The sequence below is a fragment of the Mucilaginibacter segetis genome, from assembly GCF_016522075.1.
GTDB lineage: Bacteria > Bacteroidota > Bacteroidia > Sphingobacteriales > Sphingobacteriaceae > Mucilaginibacter > Mucilaginibacter segetis.
In genome coordinates this window covers 886,209-909,145 of the sequence record NZ_JAEHFW010000001.1, presented here as the reverse complement: position 1 = coordinate 909,145, position 22,937 = coordinate 886,209, and the positions used below count along the sequence as shown (strand labels likewise).

Below are 22,937 nucleotides of genomic sequence, written 5' to 3'. Positions count from 1 at the left end.
GTAATGACAATATCCTTATAATTACTAAGGCCAGTGTGTTTTAAAAAACGGCCTGCCTGTTTGGTCATCAAACTGGTAACCCGGGTATATTCCGTTTGAAAAACCTGAAGTGATGGCCACAACAATGCTGAAAATTAATTTATCTTTATCACGCAGTTCGATTCCTAAATACCTGATCAATAGCCGTCCCTTTCACTTAGCTGCATCAAACCTTATCAGTGAGATTATGGAAAAAACAATATTGATTTTAGAAGACGATAAAGATATCCTGGACGTGATGGTCTATATCCTGGAAGGCGAAGGCTTCCGGGTCATCAGCACACAGGAAAGTGTTTCCACTGCTTTTGTGCGCAAACTACGCCCTGCGCTCATCCTACTGGATAACCGGCTCGCCGATGGCTTCGGCTATGACCTTTGCCTGAGCTTAAAAAATGACCCTTCTACCTGCTGTTTTCCGGTGGTCCTCGTTTCTGCCACTAACCGCCTGCCGGAGCTCGCTGAGACGAGCCTGGCTGATGCGTACCTGAATAAACCTTTCGACCTGGGCGAACTTGTCAGGCTGGTCCGTAGGTATGCCTGAAGTTTTTTATACCTTTGTAAGCTCCTTTTACTAAGCTTTTTGCATGAGAAGAAAAAACATCCTGATTATTGAAGACGACCAGGCTATTCGGGAAATTATTTCCTACCTGTTATTGTCAGAAGGTTATGAACCGCTGGGCTGCCCAAAGTCAGAGCAGTTGGAAGAACTCCACCGCTATGAGCCGGAACTAATTCTACTCGACGAATGGGTCAATGACAGGGAAGGCACAATGCTTTGCCAGGAGATCAAATTGATCCACCGGCTGGCCGGCGTACCGGTGATCATTATCTCCACTTCGGCAGACATTGAACAGATCGCTCTATCCTGTAAAGCCGACGGTTTTGTGCGCAAGCCTTTCGATATCGCTGCTATGCTGGCTGAGATCAAAAGGTGCCTTAGCCTTGATCATTCGACGAGCGGCAGGCTAAAATAAAAGGTGGAGCCCGCGCCGCTTTGGCTTTCTGCCCAGATGTCCCCGCCGTGATGTCGGATGATCTCCGCGCTCAGGTAAAGCCCAATGCCAAAACCGGAGATATGCTGCGTATGGGTGGTAGAGACCCGGTAATAACGGTCAAAGACATGCGGCAGGTCGTTGGGTTTGATACCCATGCCCTGGTCCCGCACGCTGATCTGCACAGATCGATCATTTACTTCGCAACTGACCTCGATCAGTTTACCTTTGGGGGAATATTTGACCGCGTTACTAATAAGGTTCGTCAGCACCGAGGCCATCTTGTCGCGGTCAGCCAGGATCCTCACCGCGCCGCAGCCCTGAAAGCGGATCGTATGGCTACTGATGGTGAGCTCGCTTTCCGCTATCATTTCTTCGATCAGTTCTTGCAGGTCAAAGTGGGCCTTATCGATCTGTATTTTACCGGATTCCAGGCGGGAGATATTTAAGAAACCATTGATCATCCCGGTCATCCGTTTGATCTGTATGATGGCCTTTTGCATGGCTCCAGCCAGGAAAGTGTCTTCGCTTTGGCGCAGTTTAGCATCGGCGACCTGAATAATGGCGCCAAGAGAGGTCAACGGCGTTTTCAGTTCGTGGCTGACCATACCGATAAAATCATTCTTACGCTGCTCATCCAACTTACGTTCGGTAATGTCCCGCGCGATCTTGGATAAGCCAATGATCCTGCCCTGCGGGTCTTTTACCGGCGAGATGCTAAGCGAGACCTCGAGCAGCCGCCCGTCCTTTGTAAGGCGCTGTGTATCAAAATGTTCTACCCGATGACCATCTTTTAACCGCGCCAGGATCCGGGGTTCTTCGTCATGCCGTTCTGGTGGAATGAGCTTATAGATCGTTTCGCCGATCATCTCCGCTTCGGTATAACCAAACATACGTTCGGCACCCTGGTTCCAGCTGGTAATAACACTGTCGAAGGTTTTACTGATAATGGCGTCCGCCGAAGATTCGACGATGGCTGCCAACCGGGCGCTCTTTTCCTCAGCCTGCCTGATCGCCGTGATGTCCAGCGCGATGATCAGCCCGGCATAGACCTCGTCCCGTTCATTTTTCAACGGGACAAAATGCACTATAAAGTCCTCGCCGGTAGCTCCCTTCCGTTCCACCGAAAAGGTTTCTCCGGCCAGTACCTGGTCATATAAGTGCCGGGATGCCTCGTACCGTTCGGCCGGGCCGACCTCGAGGGGATGTTTGCCCTGGTAATCCCTGCTGTCATAACCCATGCGGGTCATCAGATCACCCTCAATGGTCAGGAAACGGTGGTCGGGCCCGATCACGATAATGAGCGAACGCGGGATGTTCAGGGCAATGGATTTGAACAGGCGCTCACTGCGCGCGACCGATTCCAGCGATGCCCGTAGTTGTTCCTGGTGTTGATGGAGCTCCTCGTTCGTGGCGATCAGTTCCTCATTGATCGCGGTATATTCTTCGTTGGCAGCCGCCAGTTCTTCATTCATCGCGGTCATCTCTTCGGCCAGCGAGGACTGCTCATCGATCGCCCTAACTTTTTCGGTCGTTTCTTTACAGATCACCAGGATGCCGCGAATCATTCCCTGTTCATCCGTAAGAGGGCTGTAGGAGAAATCGAAATAACAATCCTCCGGGTAGCCGTTTCGTTCCAGCCGGACATTGAAATCCGGGAACCCAAAACTTTCTCCCCGCATGACCGCTTCGAACATCGGGCCGATCGTTTCCCATATCTCCGCATAGGTTTCTCTTGCGCTGCTTCCCAGCGCTTTCGGATGTTTGTCCCGCCCGTTAACGGGTCTGAACGCATCATTATACAACTGGATATAGTCAGGGCCCCAGCAGAGCAGCATCGGGAACCGACTACTGAGCAACAGGGCGGTGATGATCTTCAATGCTGGCGGCCATAAGGAAAGTGGCCCGAGGCTGGTTCCCGCCCAATTGAACCCACGGATCAATTCCGCCATTTCACCGCCGGCTTGCAAAAAAGGAAGATCATCAGCTGCGTCAGAGTTGGCCATAAAACAAAAATAAACAAAAGGGAAAGTCAGTTTAACAATTACTGTCATAAATTGTTTGTAGGTCATAAATTGTTTGTAGTGGGTGAAGCAGATTTATATCAACGTGGTCGTGCTCTTACTATTCGCCTGCTGCGGCCCGCGCGGCCTTTCCTGCGCCTACAGCCGGAACGGCTCAAACGTTGAATACACATTAACCATCACCACTGTCCCTTCGCTGAAATTCCCGATAGCGATTTCAGGCAGCTACCAGATCCGGAGTTTCTGGGGACTGCCCGCGACACATTGGAAGAACCGCCCGCATCCGGCTCCCGCTTTCTCAATTGAATGGCATGCTACGGATCGTTAGCCACCTAACATATTTTCCAATGGTACGTTATAGCAATATGTGTAGGTAGCTGGATCAATAGTGGTAAACAATTTCTTCAAAAGCTTGTATTTTATATAGGAGAATATACGATGAAAAAAGGGAATTACGGTAAACTGGGCCTCACGCTGGGCACCTCTTTCGTGCTGATGTATGCGATCATGTTTCTCAATGTGAACGACATCAGTCATATTTACGTTAACATGACGCGCTTTTATATGACCCTGATGATGATCTCGGCCATGGCCGTGTTGATGCTGGCAATGATGCCCATGATGTACCCGGATAAAAAGAAAAATACTGTGTTTATCTTTTCCGCTATGGTGGCCTTTGCTCTGGCCTTTGCTGGCGTACACCGTCAGGTAGGCATCGGTGATGTCCAGTATATGAAAGGGATGATCCCGCATCATTCCATCGCCATTATGACCAGTGAGAACGCGCATATCAAAGACCCCAGGGTCCGTAAATTGGCCGACGGTATTATTAAAGCTCAAGTCAAAGAGATCGCGGAGATGAAAGCCCTGATTGATAGTATACAAAAAAGCCATTAGAGCTATGCCATCAAGACTGGAGGCAAACCTCAGCCACGTTTGGTGCTTCTGCTGTAGCCATGAGTTTTCTGGTCATTTTGGTAAATCCGATCACTTGCTTATTTTCGTTGTGTATGGCGGTAATTACAATGCTCCCCCAGAATTTAGTTCCGTCCTTCCGTAAACGCCATCCTTCATCTTTGGCTACGCCATTTTTGGTGGCCAGGGCAATCAGTTTGGCAGGCCGCCCTGCTTTCCTGTCTTTCCCGGTGTAGAACACCTCGAAATTTTTACCAATGATCTCTTCGGCGTTATAACCTTTCAGCAACCGGGCGCCTTTATTCCAATTTTCAATATAGCCGTCCTGGTCCAGCAGCAGTATGGCACAATCTTCTATTTCTTCGATCATTTTATTGAAACGCATTGCTTTCAGGTCCTTTTCTGAAATAGATTCCGCCACGATCGCCTTTATCCGGTCGTCGAGGGCATTGGTCGCTTCGCCCATCATTCGCAGCCATTGGGCGTCAACGGCCTGCAAGTTCTCTTTAACCAGTTCCATCAGCCCCATGACCGAGGTCAGCGGATGCCGGATATCATGGGACTGCATATAAGCGATCTTTACTAGCGTTTCATTTTTTGCCTGGATCTCTTCTATTTTCTTGTTCAGCTCTGCTTTACTGTGCTCCAGTTCAAGGAGGGCAGCAGCTTGCCTCGCCAGTGTCTGTAATGCCTTTTGCTGTAAAGGATCGATCGCATTGGGCTTCAGATCAAACAGGCAGAGCGTGCCCAGTTTGAGGCCATTGTTCAAGACAAGTGGTGCTCCTGCATAGAAACGAATATTCGGATCGGCATGCACAAGCGGATTGTCGTCGAACCGTGCATCCCTGGAGGCATCCGGAATAATGAGTACCTGATCTTGTTGTACTGCGTATTGACAAAAGGAAGTACTTCGGGGCATTACTTCAACAGCTACGCCTGACCGTATCTTTAGCCAGTTGATCTGTTCATCCAGGAAGGTAAGCAACGCGATGGGTTTGTCGCACAACCGGGCGGCCAGGTCAACAATGTCCTGAAGCTCGGGTGACTGGCTTAAATCCAACGATAAATATTTATGGACCTCCCGGATCCTGTCTTCTTCGTTACCTAACATAGCGGCTGATCTTCTATACGGAATTACAACAAGCCGGAGGCACTATTGTTTAGCCGGAACTTTCCAATCCAGGTCCTCTTCTCTTGAGCAGTATGACGCAAAACAGCAGCCCGCAAAACGCCAGGCCGCAGCCTACATATTCCGGCGAAGTATAGCTCAGCCCTGCGGCGATAGGCAGTCCGCCCAAGTAGGCGCCCAGGGCGTTACCAAAATTAGAAGTGGCCTGCAACACCGAAGAGGCCAGCATTTCGGCACCCTTAGCCACCTGCATGATCAGGATCTGCATCGGGGCAATCACCGCGAAGCCAATGGCTCCGGTCAAAAAGGTCATCACGATCACCGGTAACTGGTAAGCGCTGATCAACGCGAAACCAGCCAATACCAAAATCATTGCCGATAACAGAACGGCTGTGGTAACCAAGGGAGAAAACCGGTCCGCCAGACGGCCGCCGGCAAAGTTACCCGCAGCCATTCCCAGGCCGATGATGATCATAATGATGGTAACCATATTACCGCTAAAGCCGGCCACATGGGTCATCACCGGCGCGATATAACTGATCCAGGAAAAGAAACCGCCGGTACCAATGGCAGAGATACCGATCACCAGCCAGAGATTTGCTTTTTTGAAAATAGCCAGGCTGCTCCTAAAACTCAACGCTTTAGCCGGTCGGAGTGCGGGCATCCATAGCCGGATGCAAATAACGGAGATCAAAGCAAACACCGCGATCAGGCCAAATGACAAGCGCCAGCTTAAGTTATGGCCAATGAAAGTACCTAAAGGAACGCCGATGATATTGGCTACAGTCAAGCCGGCAAACATCACCGCTACGGAACGCGCTTCCCTTCCGGGCGCCGCCAGCCTGCTGGCAACTACCGCACCCATGCCAAAAAAGGCGCCATGTGGCAGGCCCGCGAAGAAACGGGCGATAAGCAGCAAAGCATAATTGGGCGCTACTGCAAAAAGTCCGTTGAAAATGAATACCATCAGCATCAGGCCCATCAATACTTTTCTGGGCGGATAGTGACCGGCCAGGCCAACCATCAGCGGGGCGCCGATCACCACGCCAAGGGCGTAGATCGATATCAGATGGCCAGCGTCAGGAATCGTTATGTGGAGACTCTGCGAAATATCCGGCAGCACCCCCATCATCAGGAATTCGGTCATGCCAATACTCAGCCCGCCGATCAGCAGCGAGACCAGGCTTAACTGGATAAGCGGAGGGTTTTGGTTATTTTTCATCATGCAACCGCTCATTCAAATCCGAGCACCGGATGGGGCTTATACAATTCTTCCAGTTGCCGGATCTCTTCATCGGACAATTCTACAGACAAGGCAGCTACGGCATCTTCCAGGTGGCCTGGTTTGCTTGCGCCGATGATAGGGGCAGTAATGGCCGACTTGCTCAGCATCCAGGCTAAAGCTACCTGCGCGTCGGGCAGGCCTTTGTGTTCGGCTATTTCGCTGAGCCTAGTGATAATGTCGAAATCCTTTTCTTCTCCATATAATTTTTTACCAAAAGCGTCCGTTTTTGCACGCTCGGTCTCGTTGCGCTCTTTGGTCCTTTTACCGGTCAGCAGTCCCCGGGCCAACGGCGACCAGGGTATTACCGCGATCTTTTGATCTACACAAAAAGGAATCATCTCCCGCTCTTCCTCGCGGTAGAGCAGGTTATAATGCGGCTGCATGGACACAAATCTTGTCCAGCCATTCAGGTCAGCGGTATATTGTGCCTGGGCAAACTGCCAGCTATACATCGAAGACGCGCCGATGTAACGGGCCTTGCCCGCCTTGACCACATCATGCAGCGCCTCCATGGTTTCTTCGATCGGCGTATCATAGTCCCAGCGATGGATCTGGTAAAGGTCGACGTAGTCGGTACCCAGGCGCCTAAGACTCGCATCAATAGCGCTCAGGATATGCTTACGCGAAAGGCCCTTATCATTCGGGCCGGGGCCCATGGGGTTGAATACTTTGGTGGCCAGTACGACTTCGTCGCGTTTGGCAAAATCCTTCAGCGCCCGGCCTACCACTTCTTCACTGGCCCCGCCCGTGTAAACGTCCGCGGTATCAAAAAAATTGATACCCAGGTCAAGGGCCTTCCGGATAATGGGCGGCTTTGCTCTTCGTTAAGCGCCCAGGGCCATCTTTCGGTGGGCATACCATAGGTCATGGTTCCCAGGCAAAGCCTGGAAACCATCATACCTGTATTACCGAATCTTATATATTCCATAGCTTATGTTTTACTGTTTTTTTTAAGCGATCAGTTCCAGTTGGTCCAGGTAACCGGTGATTGCAGTTACTTCTTCCTCGCTTAATTGTTGGTCTATCGCCTTTGCATTTTGTATCGCCTGTTCTTTGTTCCTGGCACCCACCAGGGTGATGGTAATACCCGGCTGTTGCAAGGTCCACAGGATCACCAGCTGTCCGACGGCCAGTTGTTTTTCATCGGCGATAGGTTTGATCTGGTCCAGGAAAGCATTCGTCCTTTGCAGGTTTTCCACTTTAAAGTAGGATAAGCCCTGGCGGTGGTCACCAGCTTCGAAATGATGGCCAGGCTTCATTTTGCCGGTCAATAGACCACGCTCCAACGGGCTGTAAGCTAAAATGGACTTTCCGTGCTCCAGGCAATAAGGAACGAGTTCTTTTTCAATATCCCGTTTGACCATACTGTAAGGGACCTGATTTGATACCAGGCTGATATACTTTTCAGCCTCCGCCATTTGCGCTGCATCGTAATTGCAAACACCAGCAAACCTCACTTTTCCCTGTTCGATAAGTCGGGATACCGCCTCCATCGTTTCTGCTATCGGTGTCGTCGTGTCCGGCCAGTGGATCTGGTAAAGATCAATATAATCCGTCCCCAGGCGTTTCAGGCTGTCTTCGCACTCTTTGATGATGCTTTCCTTACCTGCATATTTGTAAATATCGATCGTCTTTCCGTCGTTATCTTTGCTGCTGAACCCGAACTCTCCTTGTTTAAGGTCCCAGCGCATGCCATATTTGGTGAGAATCTGGATCTGATCACGCGGCAATCCCCTGATCGCTTCTCCTACGATTTCTTCGCTGGCGCCTTGCCCGTAGATGGGTGCGGTGTCTATCGAGGTAACGCCCTGATCGTAGGCGGCCCTCATCGCTTCCACCGCGGCGCCGCGTTCCGTCCCGCCCCACATCCAACCACCGGCCGCCCAGGCGCCAAAAGTAACCTCTGAAAGGCTTAAAACTGTATTTGCTAATTTCCGGTATCTCATATTTAACCTGCTTTATATTATTTTTATAAATTTATTTACCCATGTTGAAACGAACACGAAGGTAATCCTCCTTCAATAACTCTTCCAGTTATTTTATTAGCTACTGATAAACACCCCTGGAGCTTATCAGGACCATATGAGCCAGCCGGTTGAAAGTTTGGAAATGCATGGAGCAGTATTCTGCGCGGTGTCTGCAAGCTCGCCGAAAACAACGAGTTTAGTAGTGCGTGTTATTTAAAAATAGTGTCATCAAACGACATTTATACTTGATTCGTTAACTGACTTACGGTGCACCACCAAGGCACTGATCTTTTCGTGCAGATCCGCCGGCTCAAAGGGCTTTCCTATAAAATCGTTGACGCCCGCTTCTAATGCCATAAACTTTTCATTCTCAGTTATCGAGGCTGAAAAACAAATGACCGGAACATAACTTTTCGGTGATTTCAATTCACTCCTGATTTTTCTTGTCGTTTCGTACCCCCCCATAACCGGCATGTGAATGTCCATCAGCAGAACATCATAGCAATTATTTTTTACCTTTTCAAAAGCTTCTTCACCATTCTTTGCCAGATCCACCTTAATTTTCCATTTTTCGAGTATAGCTTTTACAAAACGGAGGTTTATCATATTATCGTCCACTAGCAATAAACGGATCTGTTCAAATTCCGGAAGCGCGTCGCCTTTACTGACCGGCAATCCTGCAGGCATCTCCTGAGCCAGCGTAAACCATATTTTGAAATTAAATTCGGTACCATGTCCAACTTTACTATCAATTTCGAAGGTCCCCGCCATTAATTCAATTATCTTTTTTACAATAGAAAGCCCCAATCCTGTTCCGCCAAACTGTTGCCAGCTCCGGTCCTCTACCTGTTCAAAGCGCTCAAAAATACTTTTGATGGCTGCGGCAGGGATGCCTATTCCTGTATCGGCAACGGTGAATAACAAAAGAACACGATCTCCCCGCCTTTCCAGCTTTTTGACATTGACGTTAACCGACCCTGCCTCGGTAAATTTAATTGCGTTATTGATCAGATTAAGCAATACCTGATTTAATCTTAAACCATCTGCTAACAAATCAACAGGCACATCATCAGCGACTTTATAATTTAAAGCCAGTCTCTTTTCCGTAGCCAGTGGCGCTAACATCTCACATACGTTTTTTATCAGGCTGTGAGTGTTTGTTTTGGCAAGCGATATCCTCATTTTTCCGGCATCGATTTTCGAGCTCTCCAGCACATCATTCACGATCCCCAATAACGTCGTTGAGGTATAATTCATTAACCCCAGTAGTTCGCTTTGTTCAGAATCGAGATTGGTATTCCTTAACATATAAATCAGCCCGATAATTGAATTCAAAGGAGTGCGAATTTCGTGGCTCATATTGGCCAGGAAATTTTCTTTATTAGCCCGGCTTTCTTCAACCTCTAGTTGATAACGGATTAATGATACAAGGGATTTAACTTTTGCATTTAGTATGTAAAGGTCTAACGGTTTAAACAAATAGTCTACTGCACCAAGATCGAGGCCTTTAATGATATCGTTCGACATCATAGACCGCCCTGTGATCAGTACGACTAGGATATGGCTGGTTAAAGGATGTCCTTTAATCATCGCCAATAGCTCATAGCCGTCTATTTCGGGCATATGCACATCGATCAAAGCGATCGTTATCTGATGATCGACACATTGTTTCCAGGCTTGTTTTGGCGCGCTGCAAACATACACATTGATACCCTGCCCATCCAGTGCGGATGCGATCACTTCTAAATTGGCTATCTGATCATCCACCAGGAGTAAGTTTACCGGGTAATTAGTTCTATCCATACTAAATATATCTGGGTCACACAGTAAATGTCTTTCACTGATAGCACTTTATTATAAGGACAATTCATGCTAAATGTTTGAAGAGTATAAAAAAAACGAATACGGCTTCAAAATTGGGATGAACGTTTTAGATAATCGTTAGTAATTTAACTGTAATCCTGCTTGATAAATGATACACGCGATTATATTGAAATAGCGTTTTAATCTGTTCTGGATGGGATCATTTCATCGGCCAGACTTCGACGAGCTTTTCAACTTTCTCTGTCCAGGGATTTTCGTCTGATTGACACTATCAGCGCCCTCACGGGCAAAATGAACACTTAAAGCCCTTCCTATCGCTATCGCCGCCGTTAACCAAAGCGACTTTATCCTGCATTTGCCGGAACCTGCATCATTGGCGTTGATAATTTCTGGCGCAGTGTTCATTTTGGCCTCCTACGACGTGCTGCCTGTTTTGTTTTTGAGGCTCTTGACCATTTATTCCCATGGTTTAAGTACTACTTTCACACAATCTTCTTCTTTTTTATCAAATATTTTGTAACCATGAGTCACTTGGCTCAGTGGTAAGGTATGGGTAATAATGTCATTCAGCACTACCTTTTCGGTTTTCACCAGTTCGATGAGGTGATCGATATAATTCAGCACAGGTGCCTGGCCCATTTTCAGGGTGATACCCTTATCAAAAACGCGGTGTAGCGGGAAGTTATCATAAGTGGAACCGTATACGCCCATAATAGAAACGGTACCCATTCTCCTTACCGCTTTGAAGGCCATATCCAGTACTTTCATACTGCCTATCTCGAAGTTGAACAAGGCCTTGGCTTTATCCATAAGGTCACGCTCGGGTTCGAAACCGACGGCATCCACGCAGACATCGGCACCCCGGCCGCCGGTCATTTGGCGTATAGCTTCTACCACGTCAACTTCATGCGGGTTTAACGTATCCACCTTATTGACTGCTTTAGCTTTTTCAAGGCGATAGTTCAGAGGGTCGATAGCTATGACTCGGCTGGCGCCATTGATCCAGGCAGCCTTCTGAGCCATGAGGCCTACCGGGCCTGAACCAAATATAGCGACAACCTCACCGCCTTTGAGTTTCGCCCAGTCAATAGCTGACCAGCCGGTTGGGAAAATATCGGTCAGGAACAGTACCTGTTCATCACTCATGTTGTCGGGTACTACGCGGGGACTGATATCAGCATAAGGTACGCGTACATATTCGGCCTGACCACCGGAATAACCGCCATACAGGTCGGTATAGCCAAATAAGGCGGCCCCCTTCTGGCCGGCCAGATCGCCATTAGGCCCGTAATGCTTATAGTTCGAATTCTCGCAGGCGGGCGAGGCGTCGTGCTGGCAGAAAAAACAATGGCCGCACGCTATGGGAAAAGGTACGACCACCCGGTCGCCTTTTTTCAGGTTCTTAACATCTTTACCGACTTCTTCGACGATGCCCATAAATTCATGGCCCATTACCATGGGTTCAGGCTGCGGTACTCCGCCGCTCAGGATGTGCAGGTCTGAACCACAGATCGCGGTCGAGGTAACTTTTAGAATAACATCGGTATCCCGTTCAAGACGCGGATCTTCAACGGAATCATAGCGAATATCGCCTGGTTTGTGGAATACGGCTGCTTTCATAATATCATAATAGGTGAATTTGTAATTATTAATTAATTTATTATCGTTTTAATATTTTTCCAACAACTATGGATTATTCGTGTTTTAAAAAAGAACAAAAACTAAACAAGCTAAGAACGGCTAAAAACTGTTGGGGAAATCAAAATGAAAACAAATATTATTCCAAGAGACGGGGAACTGGTTGGACCCTGGCAAAAAGATTTATTTACAGCGGTGCAAACTGGCAGAGTGGGAAACGAGGTTTTCGACTGCCTTATAGTCGGCGGTGGAATTACCGGCCTGACGGCTGCACTACTGCTACAGCAAAGCGGGAAAAAGACTTTGCTAGCAGAGGCGCATACAATTGGTTTTGGTACAACGGGCGGCACCAGTGCGCATATCAATACTTTCGCGGATACCACTTATAACGAAACGGAGAGCGCGTTTGGTACGGAGGGTGCAAAATTGTTTGCCGATGCCATTCGGGAAGGGTTTGATCTTATCAAATCAAACATCGAAAATTATAAAATTGATTGCGATTATGAATTAAAGACTGGTTACCTGTATGCCGAAAACGAGGACGAGGTGAAGCTTTTAGCGGAAATTTTTGAAGGTGCTTTAAAGGTCGGTGTCCCTGTCAAGTATGTTACGGAAGTGCCGACTCCGGTGCCTTATGAAAAGGCACTCGCCTGGGCCGGACAGGCGCAGTTCCAGCCGCTGAAATATTTGCAGGGTCTGCAAAAGGCCTATTTAGCTGCGGGGGGTACCCTTGAAGAACATACGCTGATCACAGGAGTTATTTTGAAAAACGGCGTGCTTACCGCTGAAAATGCGGTTCAGTCTATCAAAGCAAAGGCCGTCATCTACGCAACACACATGCCGCCCAATATCAACCTTTTCAATTTTGAGTGCGCTCCTTACCGGAGTTACGTGCTGGCGGTCCAATTGAAAAGCGGTCAATACCCGGATGCGTTGATCTATGATTCGCAGGAACCTTACCATTATGTACGAAGCCATGTAATCGACGGACAGGAGTTGTTACTGGTTGGAGGGCTTGATCACAAGACGGGGCATGATGATCCGGAAAATGCTTTTGCTGAGCTGGAAAAATATACACGGACATATTATAACGTTTCTTCGGTGAAGTACCGTTGGTCTAGTCAGTACTATGTGCCGGTAGACGGCCTGCCCTATATAGGCAAAATGCCCCTGGCCCCGAAAGGCATCTATTGCGCGACCGGTTATAACGGCAACGGGATGATGCTGGGCAGCATAGCCGGAAGATTACTTAGCGACCTGGTCAGGAAGCGGCCGAACAAATACGCGGGACTGTTTGACCCCTGCCGGGTGAAACTGATCGATAGTTTTAGCGAATTGGTAAAAGAGAACAGCGACGTTGCCTATCATTTTGTGGCCGACCGTTTTGGTTTTCATGAAACTGACTCATTAATACGGCTTGAACCCGGTCAGGGTAAATTAGTGGAGGTGGACGGCCGGAAAGTCGCGGCTTACCGTGATGAGGACGGTACGATCCATGCCCTTAACCCTACCTGTACCCACGCAGCCTGTATCGTTAATTGGAACGGGGCGGAAAAAAGCTGGGATTGTCCCTGCCATGGCGCGCGTTATGATATTGAAGGCAGGGTGCTGACTGGCCCGGCCACCAGGGATTTAGGGAGGTACGGTGATGAAAAGTAAGGAAGTGATTATTTCGGGTGTTACGGTCACGAGTTTTATGACCCTGTTCAGTTACCTGGTTTCTTTGGCCGACGGCGAGAATTTCAGTGAGCCGGAACGGCTTGGCCAGATGTCCGGTCGATTCCTTCCGAAACTGGATAAGAGACAAAGCCAAGCTTTGGGTTGACTGGGCCATTATGGTATAGGTCTGCTTTTCGCGCTAGTCTACGTCGAACTTTGGCAGCGCGGAAAATTAAGACCGGACTGGATATCCTGTTTATGGCTGGGCAGCATCAGCGGGCTGGTGGCGGTCGCGGTCTGGAAAACTACCTTTAAAATGCACGCTTTGCCGCCTGGGCTTAATTTCAATAAATATTATTTGCAACTCGTACCGGCACATGTGATTTTTACCCTTTTCGCGGGCTTTGGGCTACCGGCTGCTAAGCCTTAACAAACTTGAATTAACTCATGAAAACGAAAGGTAGGCCCTGCAGATCATTGTTAGGCGCAGGCTGAGGGCCTCATCCGTTAAAAAGTAAGCCGCCTCGTTAATATCGCCTATGGGGAAATACGAGGCGGCAGTTCTGCCCATACGGCTATTTGCGGGAAATATACTACACCCAGTGTGTCCGTGTTTCCTGCCGTTATTGATCTCCGCCAGTTCGGCTTCGCAATGGCATTCCTCTGCGTCCCTAAAACTTTACAATTCTTTGCTGCTTGCTATAGCCCATGATTTACTTACTCATTAATAAGTGCTCCACTGCGCTACGCCTTTTGGCTCTGCATTGTCTACCTCTGCGCTTTTGATTTTGCTCATTTCCTTGTTTTGTTTTCGGGTGAATTTTAATTCCTTGCTATGGTCATCAAGCAGTTTTGTTTGTCCTTCCGTTTCCTTTACCTGCGCCAACGGATTTTCTACATAGATAAAATCTTTACCCATCCCTTTGATCTCGCCTTCGTTCCAGGGGCCGCGGGCCGTACCGTCCGATAGGTTATAGACCTGTTGCAGGTGCCGCGGATCGGCGGCCAATACGCCCGGCGGGAAATTGGGCTGGATGCTGTCCAAGGCCGCTTCAAACATTTTGAAATGGGTAATCTCTCGCGTCATTAGGAACGATAATGTATCGTGGATATACGGGTCGTCGGTAAACTTCATCAGGTGCTCATAGACCAGCTTGGCCCGTGACTCGGATGCCAGGTTAGTGCGCAGGTCAACTGTCAGATCGCCGTTAGAGTTGACGTAAGAGGCGCACCAAGGAATACCCTGGCTGTTACGCGGGGTTGGCCCGCCGCCGGTAATGATCGGGAACTGCGGGTTGGCCGACAGCGCGGCATGTATTACGCTCTCCTTTTCGGCTTTGCCATTCATAGCCACCATAATTTCGCTTTGCTCGGCCGCATCTTTTAATTCGCCGCTTACACCCTTTAACAACATCTGGATGGTGGCACCAACGATCTCCAGGTGGCTGAATTCCTCGGTGGCAATATCCATCAGCATATCGTATTTATCAGGGTGCGGCTGTTTGGCTCCGAAGGCCTGGGTAAAATACTGCATAGCAGCAGCAAGTTCGCCGTTTTCCCCGCCGAATTGTTCCAATAGCAAATTGGCAAAACGCGGGTCAGGGCGGGAAACCCTGGCATTGAATTGTAGGTCCTTTACGTGATGAAACATAATGTTTATTTTTATAGGTTAATAACTCTGTGATCTGCTAAAAGCTGGAAATATAGGCTCGGACTTTTCTTTACAACCACAGGTACTAAACTATGTTTTTAATTAATTAAATAATTTATGACGAAATATTAAAACAATATTCATTAATAGGTAGTTAATGTCTTACTTTGCGTTTTCAGTAATTAATTTTTGTGCGACCTTAAGTTATTTTACAATGAATGCAATATCTCCCTGGCTTTTGAACGCCAACGCCGTGCTGAACAGCCCGGCGTTGCAGCCCTTATATACGATGGAGGCCAATGGTTATGCTTTTGATATAGTCAACCTGGAAGACTCGGTATGGCTGGTCGCTGCCTGGCCGGAGAAGAGCCGGATCGCCTTCCGCCTGGCCAATTCGCCGAACGATCACCTGGTGATCAAAAAACTATTGACCAAAAACAAACAGTTGACCCTGCAGATCAGTTCGCTGTTCGGCGCTTATGAAATTTTAATTGACCTGCCCGGAAATGAGCAGACCATCTTACACTATAAGACAACTTTAAAGCCCTCCGCCGATTTATTATTCCCGTACTGGCCGCGTGACATCGTCCCGCTTGGTGCCCCGGATAGTGAGGTCCTGGCAGATGGTGAGGTAATGGTCAAACAAGTCGGCACCCGTTCCGGGCAGCTATATTTTAAGCTGACGCGGCCGAAGGCGGGCGCTGTGTTTTATTTGCAGAACCTGACAGCGCTGGCGGATTATAATCAGCAGACCGAAACTTCTGCGGGTGATACGGTGGGTGGGGAATGGCCCGAGATCGGCTTCGCGCTGCCGCCAACCATAAAAAATAAGGCTTTGGAAGCAGGTAAAGGATATGTACTGAGCGATGCTTATATAGTCCTTTCGGACGAAGTGCCATCAGACGAGCCCGCCATGGTGCGGCAGTACCTGGACATGCTGGCCACGGTTTATTTGGTGCTGCCGAAGCCCGAAACACATTACCAGCACTGGCCGGATATCTTGGCAAAAGGACTGCATGACCTGATCGACAGCCCCGGCTGCTGGTCACAGGTGGACGGACACCATTATTTTAATGCCTATGTCAGTGATTACGCCACGCCCCCGGAGATCATGGTGCAGCTAGCTGTGCTGCTCCCCTTACTGGATTATGTCGAATGGAGCGATGCTCAACTGGAGGTGATGAAAAAGATCAAAGAGGGCTTGCCGGCCTTTTATAACGAAGAACTGGGCACCGTTGTGCGCTGGCACCCCAAGGTAGCTGATACGATGGAGGGCGAAGAAGAGCAAAAACAGCCGCTGGTCATGGACTCTTGGTATTTGCATCATCCGCTATTGAATTTATCGCGCCTGGCGTTAAAAGGTGATAAAGTTGCTGAAAAATTGTTCCTGGATTCGTTGGGTTACGCAATAAAAGTAGCCAAACATTTTGACTACACCTGGCCCGTATTTTATAAGGTGGACACGCTGGAAGTGGTCAAAGCTGAGACGCAGCCGGGAAAGGGCGGTGAAAAGGATGTGCCGGGATTATACGCCCACGTGATGCTCCAGGCCTGGGAACTGACCCGGGAGAAAAAGTACCTGGCGGAAGCAGAACGCTCGGCGCAACGCCTGCGTGGCCTGGGCTTCGACCTATTTTATCAGGCGAACAATACCGCTTTTTCCGCCGGCGCGTTTTTGCGTTTATATAAAGTCACCAAAAAGGATGTTTATAAAGAGCTGAGTTATTTGTGCCTAGCCAATATTTTAAAAAATGTCCGGCTTTGGGACTGCAATTATGGCTATGGCAAAAACTTTCCGTCTTTCTTCGCATTGTTTCCACTGAACGATGCCCCGTATACGGCAGTGTACGAGGAACAGGAAGTGTTTTGCGCATTTCATGATTATTTGAAACATGCGGAGGGACAGGATATCCTGCCCTCGCTTAGGCTTTTGATCGCCGAATATATCCGGTTCTTGGTGGAACGGGCGGTCTATTATTACCCGACCATGCTGCCTGCAGCCATGCTGAAAGAAAAACCAAAGATCGGCGAGGTCGACAAGAACCTTTGGATTGCGCTGGAAGACTTGCACGATGGCTGGGAACAGTCAGGTGAAGTCGGGCAAGAAGTATATGGTGCGGGCAATGCCTTTGGTATTCTACCGCGGCACTATATGCAGGTTCCCGAAGCTGGACTGATGATTTTCACAGATTACCCAACATATGGATTTTCGGCAAAAAAGCATCGCCCGGTCCGCTTTCAACTGTCCGGTGACAAGCGGCTGAAATGCCGAATGATGATCGTTAAAACGGGTAAGGCCAACCTCCCGGCGCTAACAGTGAAATGTAATCATGAAAGCATTAAAGGCAAGGCTGCTGCCGGCGGTCACCTGGAGTATACGCTGACAGGTGAGGCAACAATTGTTATAAATTGGAAATCATGAAAAAGAAGAAGAATTTGTTCGAAAAAATTTCCAATTGGGCAACAGCTGCTACAGGGAGCCCGGCCGCTTTTATTATAGCGGTTACGGCAATTGCCATTTGGACCGTAACCGGTCCGGTCTGCGGATATTCCCAAACATGGCAGCTGGTCATTAACACGGGTACGACCATCGTGACCTTTCTGATGGTTTTTTTGATCCAGAAATCACAAAACAAGGATTCTAAAGCCGTCCATTTGAAACTGAATGAACTGGTCGCCTCGCATTCTGGCACCAGCAACCGAATGGTCGATGTAGAAGACCTGAGCGAAGAGGAACTTGACCAGTTGCATACATTTTACATTCGGCTGGCCCGGCTGGCGCAGGAAGAGAAAAACCTGACCCAAACGCATTCCATCGATGCCGCCGAAGCCAATCACCTGCAAAAAGCGGAGCATTACCAAAAAAGAGACAAGAAAGATGAGCAGCGCTAAAAAACAGGAAACAATCACCGTACTGATCGAATCGCCGAAAGGTTACAGGCAGAAGTTCGACTATGACCCCGAAAGCGGGCGCATGAAATTGAGCAAACTCTTGCCGGAGGGACTGGTATTCCCTTTTGATTTCGGGATGATACCAGGTACCGAAGGGGAAGACGGCGACCCACTGGATATTATCGTGCTTTCGGAGAACGGGACATTTCCCGGTTGCCTGGCAGACTGCCGAGTGATCGGAGCGCTGACCGCCGAACAGACCGAACGCGATGGTAAAAAAATACGGAACGACCGTTATATCGGTATTTCTTTGGTTTCGCAGCATTTTGCCGGCATAACAACACTTGCCGATCTGCCGGAAAATATCCTGCCACAGCTGGAGGCTTTTTTTGAAAATTATAACACCCAGGCGGGAAAGCGTTTCCGGGTACTGGAAAGACTGGACGCCGCCGCCGCAAACCGTTTATTATGGAAAATTTAATTTATACAGTCTTTGGCGAGGGCAAGGACCTTAACGCGCTGCAAATGAGCAGCCGCGGAATCGTCATATTCTTTATCGCGCTTGTGCTCATCCGCGTTTCCGGGCGGCGCTCCTTTGGAGTCCGAACACCTCTGGATAATATCATTAGCATTTCGCTCGGCGCTATCATGAGCAGGGCCGTGGTAGGCGCCTCTGATTTTGTACCGGTCATAGCCTGCTGTTTCGCCATCGTATTGCTGCACAGAATATTCGGCTGGCTGATCGCGCATAACGGAAGGTTCGGGCGCTGGGTGGAGGGAGAAAAAATCCCCTTGTTCCGGGACGGGCAATTTGATCATGACCGTATGAAACGAGCGCTGGTCTGCCGGGAGGATATCATGCAGGGTATCCGCAAGTCAGCCTTGACCGAGGATATGACCAAAATAGAAAAAGTGTACATGGAAAGGAATGGCGATATCAGCGCGATTAAAATGGAATAAGAATTGCAAACAAATAACGGCTATTAATAACAATTAAAATCTATCTATTATGCCTACAAAAAACAACAAAAAAGCGCCCGCAGCAGCTGCTGGCCGTACACCTGAAGCAGAAAGCGCTTTAAAAGAATTATTCGTGGATGAGTTAAAAGACATTTACTGGGCTGAGAAGCATTTGGCCTCAGCTTTGCCAAAAATGATTAAAGGCGCCACCTCGGAAGACCTTAAACAAACGATCACCAACCATCTGGAAGAAACCAAGAACCATGTGACCCGCTTGGAAAGCATTTTCGCTTCAGTGGGCGAAAAAGCGGCCGCTAAAAAATGTCTGGCTATGGACGGCTTGTTAAAAGAGGCAACCGAATTACTGTCAGATACCAATAAAGGTACTGAGGTACGTGATGTAGCTATTATTTCTGCGGCGCAAAAAGTAGAACACTATGAGATTGCTTCCTATGGCACATTGCGTACCCTGGCCGGGACTTTAGGTTTCAGCGAAGCGCAAAGCTTATTGGATGAAACCCTGGCCGAAGAAAAGAATGCAGACAGTCTTTTGACCCAGGTGGCTGAAAATTATATAAATGAAGCCGCGGCCTCGGAAATGGAGTAAGATGTTTATAAATAAGGCCGCTGAGGCGGCCTTATTTATAAACATCTTTAAATCTAAAGCCCTTAAAATATTCTAGGAATCGGAACTGTATGCTGAAGCTAAAATGATCAATTTAGAAATATAGGTATGCGTAAGGCCAATCAATGATGTTGCCTGAAATATTGGCACAATCCTGAAAAAACATCACTTCCGTTCTGTTAATTTTTCAGCTTTTATTCACTGGCACAGCCCTTGTTAATTGCTCAATAGTTTAATTATTTATTGTTCATTTATATAAAATAAAAGATCATGAATTTAGTTAAATTTAATAACAATCTTAACCAGTCATTATTGCCAGGCTTTAATGATGTATTTGATTCAATTTTTAACGATACTTTTTTCAATGATCGCCTTATAAGCAGGGTGCCAGCGGCGAATATCAGCGAATCCGAAAATCATTACCATGTTGAACTGGCCGCACCAGGGTTGAAAAAAGGAGATTTTAGACTTAACCTTGACCGTGATGTGCTTAATATTTCCGTTGAGCAGAACATGGAAACAAGCGATACTCAAAAGAATTATAACAAGCGTGAGTATAGTTATCATTCATGGGTTCGTTCATTTACATTGCCTGAAAGCGCCAATCCGGATGACATTCAGGCTTTTTATACCGATGGTATACTCAACATAGAAATTGCCAAGCGTGAGGAGGCAAAAATGGTGCGCCGTCAAATTGAGATCCGGTAACCTAAATATCGATCATTATTTAAGGGCTCCTGCATATCAGGGGCTCTTTGCTTGTTACGACAATGGAAACGCATTTTTATATATGGTTAAGTTTGCGGACAGGTCGGGGCTTTGTTAATTATGCGCAATATTTTCTGGGTGATGACCGTGAGGCCGCGACTAGCTTGTTCGAAAAGCTGAAAGGTAACAAGAACGACTTGATTCCGCTACATTTAGATCTAATGGAAACTGCAGATGATTTGCCGGTAAAGATAAAAAGTATTTGTTGTTCACTTGACGAATTAGGCGAGAACTGTAAATTGATTTCCCGCGAACTGTTTCGAATAAGTAACCTGGAGGATATGACATGAAGGAATTAATACTGATCAGCTTTGTATTGTGGTTTATTGCTATCTTTTTTAAACGGGATAATGATGATTGGACAACTTCCTACAACAATTAGAAGTATAAATAGTTACCTTGCATTATGAGTGAAGACCTATGGATTCTGGAAGAGAAACAAGCGATGCTGGCGGCAATTATTATGTCTTCAGATGATGCTATTATAAGCAAGACGCTTGATGGAATTATTACCAGTTGGAATCCGGCAGCGGAGAGGCTATTCGGTTATGACGCTAAGGAGGCTATAGGACAACATATCACGCTTATTATCCCAGACGATCGTCTGAATGAGGAGAAGTTTATCATTAGACAGATCGCCAGTGGTAAAAAAGTCGACCATTTTGAAACCTTGCGGCAACGTAAAAACGGACAATTGGTGCCAATTTCTTTGACGATATCGCCAGTCCTTAATAGCAAAGGAAAGGTTATTGGTGCTTCGAAGATCGCACGGGATATCAGCGCAAGGCAACAGGCTGATGAAAAACAGGCAAGGCTGGCAGCCATTGTCGACACCTCAGATGATACGATACTGAGTAAAACGCTCAACGGAATAATCACCAGTTGGAATAAAGCGGCCGTCCGTATGTTCGGATTTAGTGAGGCTGAAGCTATTGGCCGTCACATTTCCCTGATTATCCCCGAAGAGCGCATTGATGAAGAGGATTTCATTATAGGGGAGATCAGAAAAGGCAATAAAGTAGCTCATTTTCAAACTATAAGACAGCGCAAAGACGGGAGCTTGGTGCCAATATCTCTTTCTGTTTCACCTATAATCGATAAAAACGGAAATATCATAGGCGCATCTAAAATAGCTCGTGACATCAGCGGGGAGCAGGAGCTCTATCGGAAGTTGAAGGAAATAAACGCAAAAAAAGACGAATTCATAGCCCTAGCCAGCCATGAACTTAAGACGCCACTGACCAGTATTAATGGTTACTTACAGCTTCTGGAACAACGAATAAGCGATAAAAAAAGTAAGGATTTCGTACAAAAAATGCGACATCAGGTAACAAGGCTAACCGAATTGGTTGACGACATTCTTGACGTTTCAAAAATCGAGGCTGGTAAACTGAAACTTCATAAAGCGGAATTTGATATTCTCAAGGTGGTGAAGAATACCATTGATCTGATTGCAAATGCGAATCCTGGACACCAATTGGCTTTACACACTTCGGTCAAGTTTTGCAACTTGAAAGGCGATGAGCACCGAATAGAACAACTGCTAATTAATTTGCTGACGAACGCCATACGATATTCACCTGATAGTAATAAAGTTGAAATATTCGTGAGTACTGAACAGGATGACGTTAAAATTGGTGTGAAAGACTTTGGCCTTGGTATTTCCCAGGAAAAATTGCCTAATATTTTCTCTAGATTTTATCGCGTGGATGACAGCGATACAAGCGTTTCCGGCCTGGGTATCGGGCTATACCTTTGTTATGAAATTGTCACCCGTCACCACGGTATGATATGGGCAGAAAGTAAGCCGGGCTTTGGAAGCACATTTTGGTTTACACTACCTATTAAAGACAGTTGAAAGCTTTGAACGCTATTCAACTATACTTCTCTGCGCCATATGCCTATTTGCGGCTAACGATTCCAACTTTCAGTATCGGCTTCAAATGCTGTATAAATAGCAAACATTTTAACTTAGTGGTTCAAGGTGTAATATATCGTTTATTTCTGCTTGTGAACCGGACTAAGATGCCAATATAAATTGGGGAGGGATTTCGTTAAGCTTGGAAAATCTTTACAAACACGGTCTAATATTATATCAAAAAAATAATATTTTAAAGTTCTGGTTAAAAATATATCACTAACTTTGTACTACAGCAAGGTGAGCACCAAGGTAGCTACCTGAAAGTTAAATTTGGCTACAAGTTGTTGAAAAACAATCAGTTATAGAAACGTGTTCGAGTCCCAGCGGGATCACTGGAAACGCCTCTCTAATTATTTAGAGGGGCTTTTTTTATTTACGTTGTCGTATTTGTGGTCGGTTTAATATGATTTATTAAAAATATTTGTTACCGGGAGCAAACTCCGTAAGTTAAACAATGGTATCGTTACGGAATATATCAGCGGCATACAATACAATGGTAGCAGTATAGACTTTGTACAAACTGAGGAAGGGCGATGAGGCACTTAATGCAGCAATTACTTTTGCCAAAGAAACCGAAGGTATAACGCTTGAAATGACAACTAAAGGCAGTGGAATGAATGCCATATCGCCATTATTACCTAGGCAATC

General features: G+C 47.3%; 24 protein-coding genes and 1 pseudogene. 13 read left to right on the top strand and 12 right to left on the bottom strand.

Annotation, left to right across the window (positions count from 1 at the left end):
• Positions 1–24: 24 nt before the first annotated feature.
• Positions 25–180 (bottom strand): hypothetical protein, encoded by a 156-nt coding sequence (locus I5M19_RS04220; protein ID WP_200064343.1) that lies wholly within the window; start codon positions 178–180, stop codon positions 25–27.
• 46 nt (positions 181–226) lie between these two features.
• Between I5M19_RS04220 and I5M19_RS04215 the strand changes: the two genes are divergently transcribed.
• Together I5M19_RS04215 and I5M19_RS04210 are read left to right on the top strand one after the other, a co-directional pair.
• Entirely contained in the window at positions 227–580 is a 354-nt protein-coding gene (locus tag I5M19_RS04215) for a response regulator transcription factor (protein ID WP_200064341.1), read from the top strand.
• A gap of 43 nt (positions 581–623) precedes the next feature.
• Entirely contained in the window at positions 624–1,013 is a 390-nt protein-coding gene (locus I5M19_RS04210; protein ID WP_200064339.1) for a response regulator, read from the top strand.
• On the opposite strand, the gene I5M19_RS04205 is transcribed toward I5M19_RS04210, so the two are convergent.
• Positions 986–3,103, bottom strand: a complete 2,118-nt coding sequence (locus tag I5M19_RS04205; protein WP_200064337.1) for a PAS domain S-box protein — start codon at positions 3,101–3,103, stop codon at positions 986–988. The two genes, I5M19_RS04210 and I5M19_RS04205, sit on opposite strands and share 28 nt — an antisense overlap.
• Before the next feature lie 390 nt (positions 3,104–3,493).
• Here I5M19_RS04205 and I5M19_RS04200 point away from each other — a divergent pair, with 390 nt between their 5' ends.
• On the top strand, positions 3,494–3,952 hold the full coding sequence (locus I5M19_RS04200) for a DUF305 domain-containing protein (RefSeq protein ID WP_200064335.1): 459 nt from the start codon (positions 3,494–3,496) through the stop codon (positions 3,950–3,952).
• Positions 3,953–3,962: 10 nt separating this feature from the next.
• Here I5M19_RS04200 and I5M19_RS04195 read toward each other — a convergent pair whose 3' ends face one another.
• From I5M19_RS04195 to I5M19_RS04170, 7 genes are all read right to left on the bottom strand, one after another.
• Entirely contained in the window at positions 3,963–5,081 is a 1,119-nt protein-coding gene (locus I5M19_RS04195; RefSeq protein WP_200064333.1) for a GAF domain-containing protein, read from the bottom strand.
• Positions 5,082–5,130: 49 nt separating this feature from the next.
• Entirely contained in the window at positions 5,131–6,324 is a 1,194-nt protein-coding gene (locus tag I5M19_RS04190; protein WP_235985759.1) for an MFS transporter, read from the bottom strand.
• Positions 6,325–6,332: 8 nt separating this feature from the next.
• Positions 6,333–7,163, bottom strand: coding sequence for an aldo/keto reductase (locus tag I5M19_RS04185; protein WP_317193226.1), 831 nt, complete (start codon positions 7,161–7,163; stop codon positions 6,333–6,335).
• On the bottom strand, positions 7,106–7,312 hold the full coding sequence (locus tag I5M19_RS18785; protein WP_317193210.1) for a hypothetical protein: 207 nt from the start codon (positions 7,310–7,312) through the stop codon (positions 7,106–7,108). Before I5M19_RS18785 ends, I5M19_RS04185 begins: the two co-directional genes overlap by 58 nt.
• Before the next feature lie 22 nt (positions 7,313–7,334).
• Positions 7,335–8,330: an aldo/keto reductase gene (locus tag I5M19_RS04180; RefSeq protein WP_200064331.1), complete on the bottom strand. Its 996-nt coding sequence runs from the start codon at positions 8,328–8,330 to the stop codon at positions 7,335–7,337.
• Between the two features lie 249 nt (positions 8,331–8,579).
• Complete coding sequence (locus I5M19_RS04175) at positions 8,580–10,154, bottom strand: response regulator (RefSeq protein ID WP_200064329.1); 1,575 nt, start codon at positions 10,152–10,154, stop codon at positions 8,580–8,582.
• A 477-nt stretch (positions 10,155–10,631) separates the two neighbouring features.
• Positions 10,632–11,795, bottom strand: coding sequence for a zinc-dependent alcohol dehydrogenase (locus I5M19_RS04170; RefSeq protein ID WP_200064327.1), 1,164 nt, complete (start codon positions 11,793–11,795; stop codon positions 10,632–10,634).
• Between the two features lie 144 nt (positions 11,796–11,939).
• Here I5M19_RS04170 and I5M19_RS04165 point away from each other — a divergent pair, with 144 nt between their 5' ends.
• Together I5M19_RS04165 and I5M19_RS04160 are read left to right on the top strand one after the other, a co-directional pair.
• The gene (locus I5M19_RS04165) at positions 11,940–13,472 is read left to right on the top strand and encodes an FAD-dependent oxidoreductase (RefSeq protein ID WP_200064325.1); all 1,533 of its coding nucleotides are present in this window, start codon (positions 11,940–11,942) and stop codon (positions 13,470–13,472) included.
• Complete coding sequence (locus I5M19_RS04160; protein WP_200064323.1) at positions 13,462–13,638, top strand: hypothetical protein; 177 nt, start codon at positions 13,462–13,464, stop codon at positions 13,636–13,638. Before I5M19_RS04165 ends, I5M19_RS04160 begins: the two co-directional genes overlap by 11 nt.
• Positions 13,639–13,917: 279 nt before the next feature.
• On the opposite strand, the pseudogene I5M19_RS04155 reads toward I5M19_RS04160, so the two are convergent.
• Together I5M19_RS04155 and I5M19_RS04150 are read right to left on the bottom strand one after the other, a co-directional pair.
• Positions 13,918–14,136, bottom strand: a pseudogene (locus tag I5M19_RS04155) (DUF1810 family protein); the annotation flags it as partial.
• A 60-nt stretch (positions 14,137–14,196) separates the two neighbouring features.
• Positions 14,197–15,123 (bottom strand): manganese catalase family protein, encoded by a 927-nt coding sequence (locus tag I5M19_RS04150; protein WP_200064322.1) that lies wholly within the window; start codon positions 15,121–15,123, stop codon positions 14,197–14,199.
• Positions 15,124–15,337: 214 nt separating this feature from the next.
• On the opposite strand from I5M19_RS04150, the gene I5M19_RS04145 reads away from it, so the two are divergent.
• The 8 genes from I5M19_RS04145 to I5M19_RS04110 all read left to right on the top strand — a co-directional run bounded on the left by I5M19_RS04145 (position 15,338) and on the right by I5M19_RS04110 (position 22,226).
• Positions 15,338–17,545, top strand: a complete 2,208-nt coding sequence (locus I5M19_RS04145; protein ID WP_200064320.1) for a glycoside hydrolase family 88 protein — start codon at positions 15,338–15,340, stop codon at positions 17,543–17,545.
• Positions 17,542–18,015: a low affinity iron permease family protein gene (locus tag I5M19_RS04140; protein WP_200064318.1), complete on the top strand. Its 474-nt coding sequence runs from the start codon at positions 17,542–17,544 to the stop codon at positions 18,013–18,015. Before I5M19_RS04145 ends, I5M19_RS04140 begins: the two co-directional genes overlap by 4 nt.
• The gene (locus I5M19_RS04135) at positions 17,942–18,496 is read left to right on the top strand and encodes an inorganic diphosphatase (protein ID WP_200064316.1); all 555 of its coding nucleotides are present in this window, start codon (positions 17,942–17,944) and stop codon (positions 18,494–18,496) included. Before I5M19_RS04140 ends, I5M19_RS04135 begins: the two co-directional genes overlap by 74 nt.
• A gap of 167 nt (positions 18,497–18,663) precedes the next feature.
• Positions 18,664–18,975, top strand: coding sequence for a YetF domain-containing protein (locus I5M19_RS04130; protein ID WP_200064313.1), 312 nt, complete (start codon positions 18,664–18,666; stop codon positions 18,973–18,975).
• Positions 18,976–19,024: 49 nt separating this feature from the next.
• The gene (locus I5M19_RS04125; protein WP_200064311.1) at positions 19,025–19,582 is read left to right on the top strand and encodes a YciE/YciF ferroxidase family protein; all 558 of its coding nucleotides are present in this window, start codon (positions 19,025–19,027) and stop codon (positions 19,580–19,582) included.
• Between the two features lie 288 nt (positions 19,583–19,870).
• Complete coding sequence (locus tag I5M19_RS04120; protein ID WP_200064309.1) at positions 19,871–20,308, top strand: Hsp20/alpha crystallin family protein; 438 nt, start codon at positions 19,871–19,873, stop codon at positions 20,306–20,308.
• A 62-nt stretch (positions 20,309–20,370) separates the two neighbouring features.
• The gene (locus I5M19_RS04115; RefSeq protein ID WP_200064307.1) at positions 20,371–20,658 is read left to right on the top strand and encodes a hypothetical protein; all 288 of its coding nucleotides are present in this window, start codon (positions 20,371–20,373) and stop codon (positions 20,656–20,658) included.
• Positions 20,659–20,774: 116 nt separating this feature from the next.
• The gene (locus I5M19_RS04110) at positions 20,775–22,226 is read left to right on the top strand and encodes a sensor histidine kinase (RefSeq protein WP_235985758.1); all 1,452 of its coding nucleotides are present in this window, start codon (positions 20,775–20,777) and stop codon (positions 22,224–22,226) included.
• A 510-nt stretch (positions 22,227–22,736) separates the two neighbouring features.
• On the opposite strand, the gene I5M19_RS04105 is transcribed toward I5M19_RS04110, so the two are convergent.
• A complete protein-coding gene (locus I5M19_RS04105; protein ID WP_200064305.1) occupies positions 22,737–22,913 on the bottom strand; it encodes a hypothetical protein in 177 nt (58 codons plus the stop codon).
• Between the last annotated feature and the right edge of the window lie 24 nt (positions 22,914–22,937).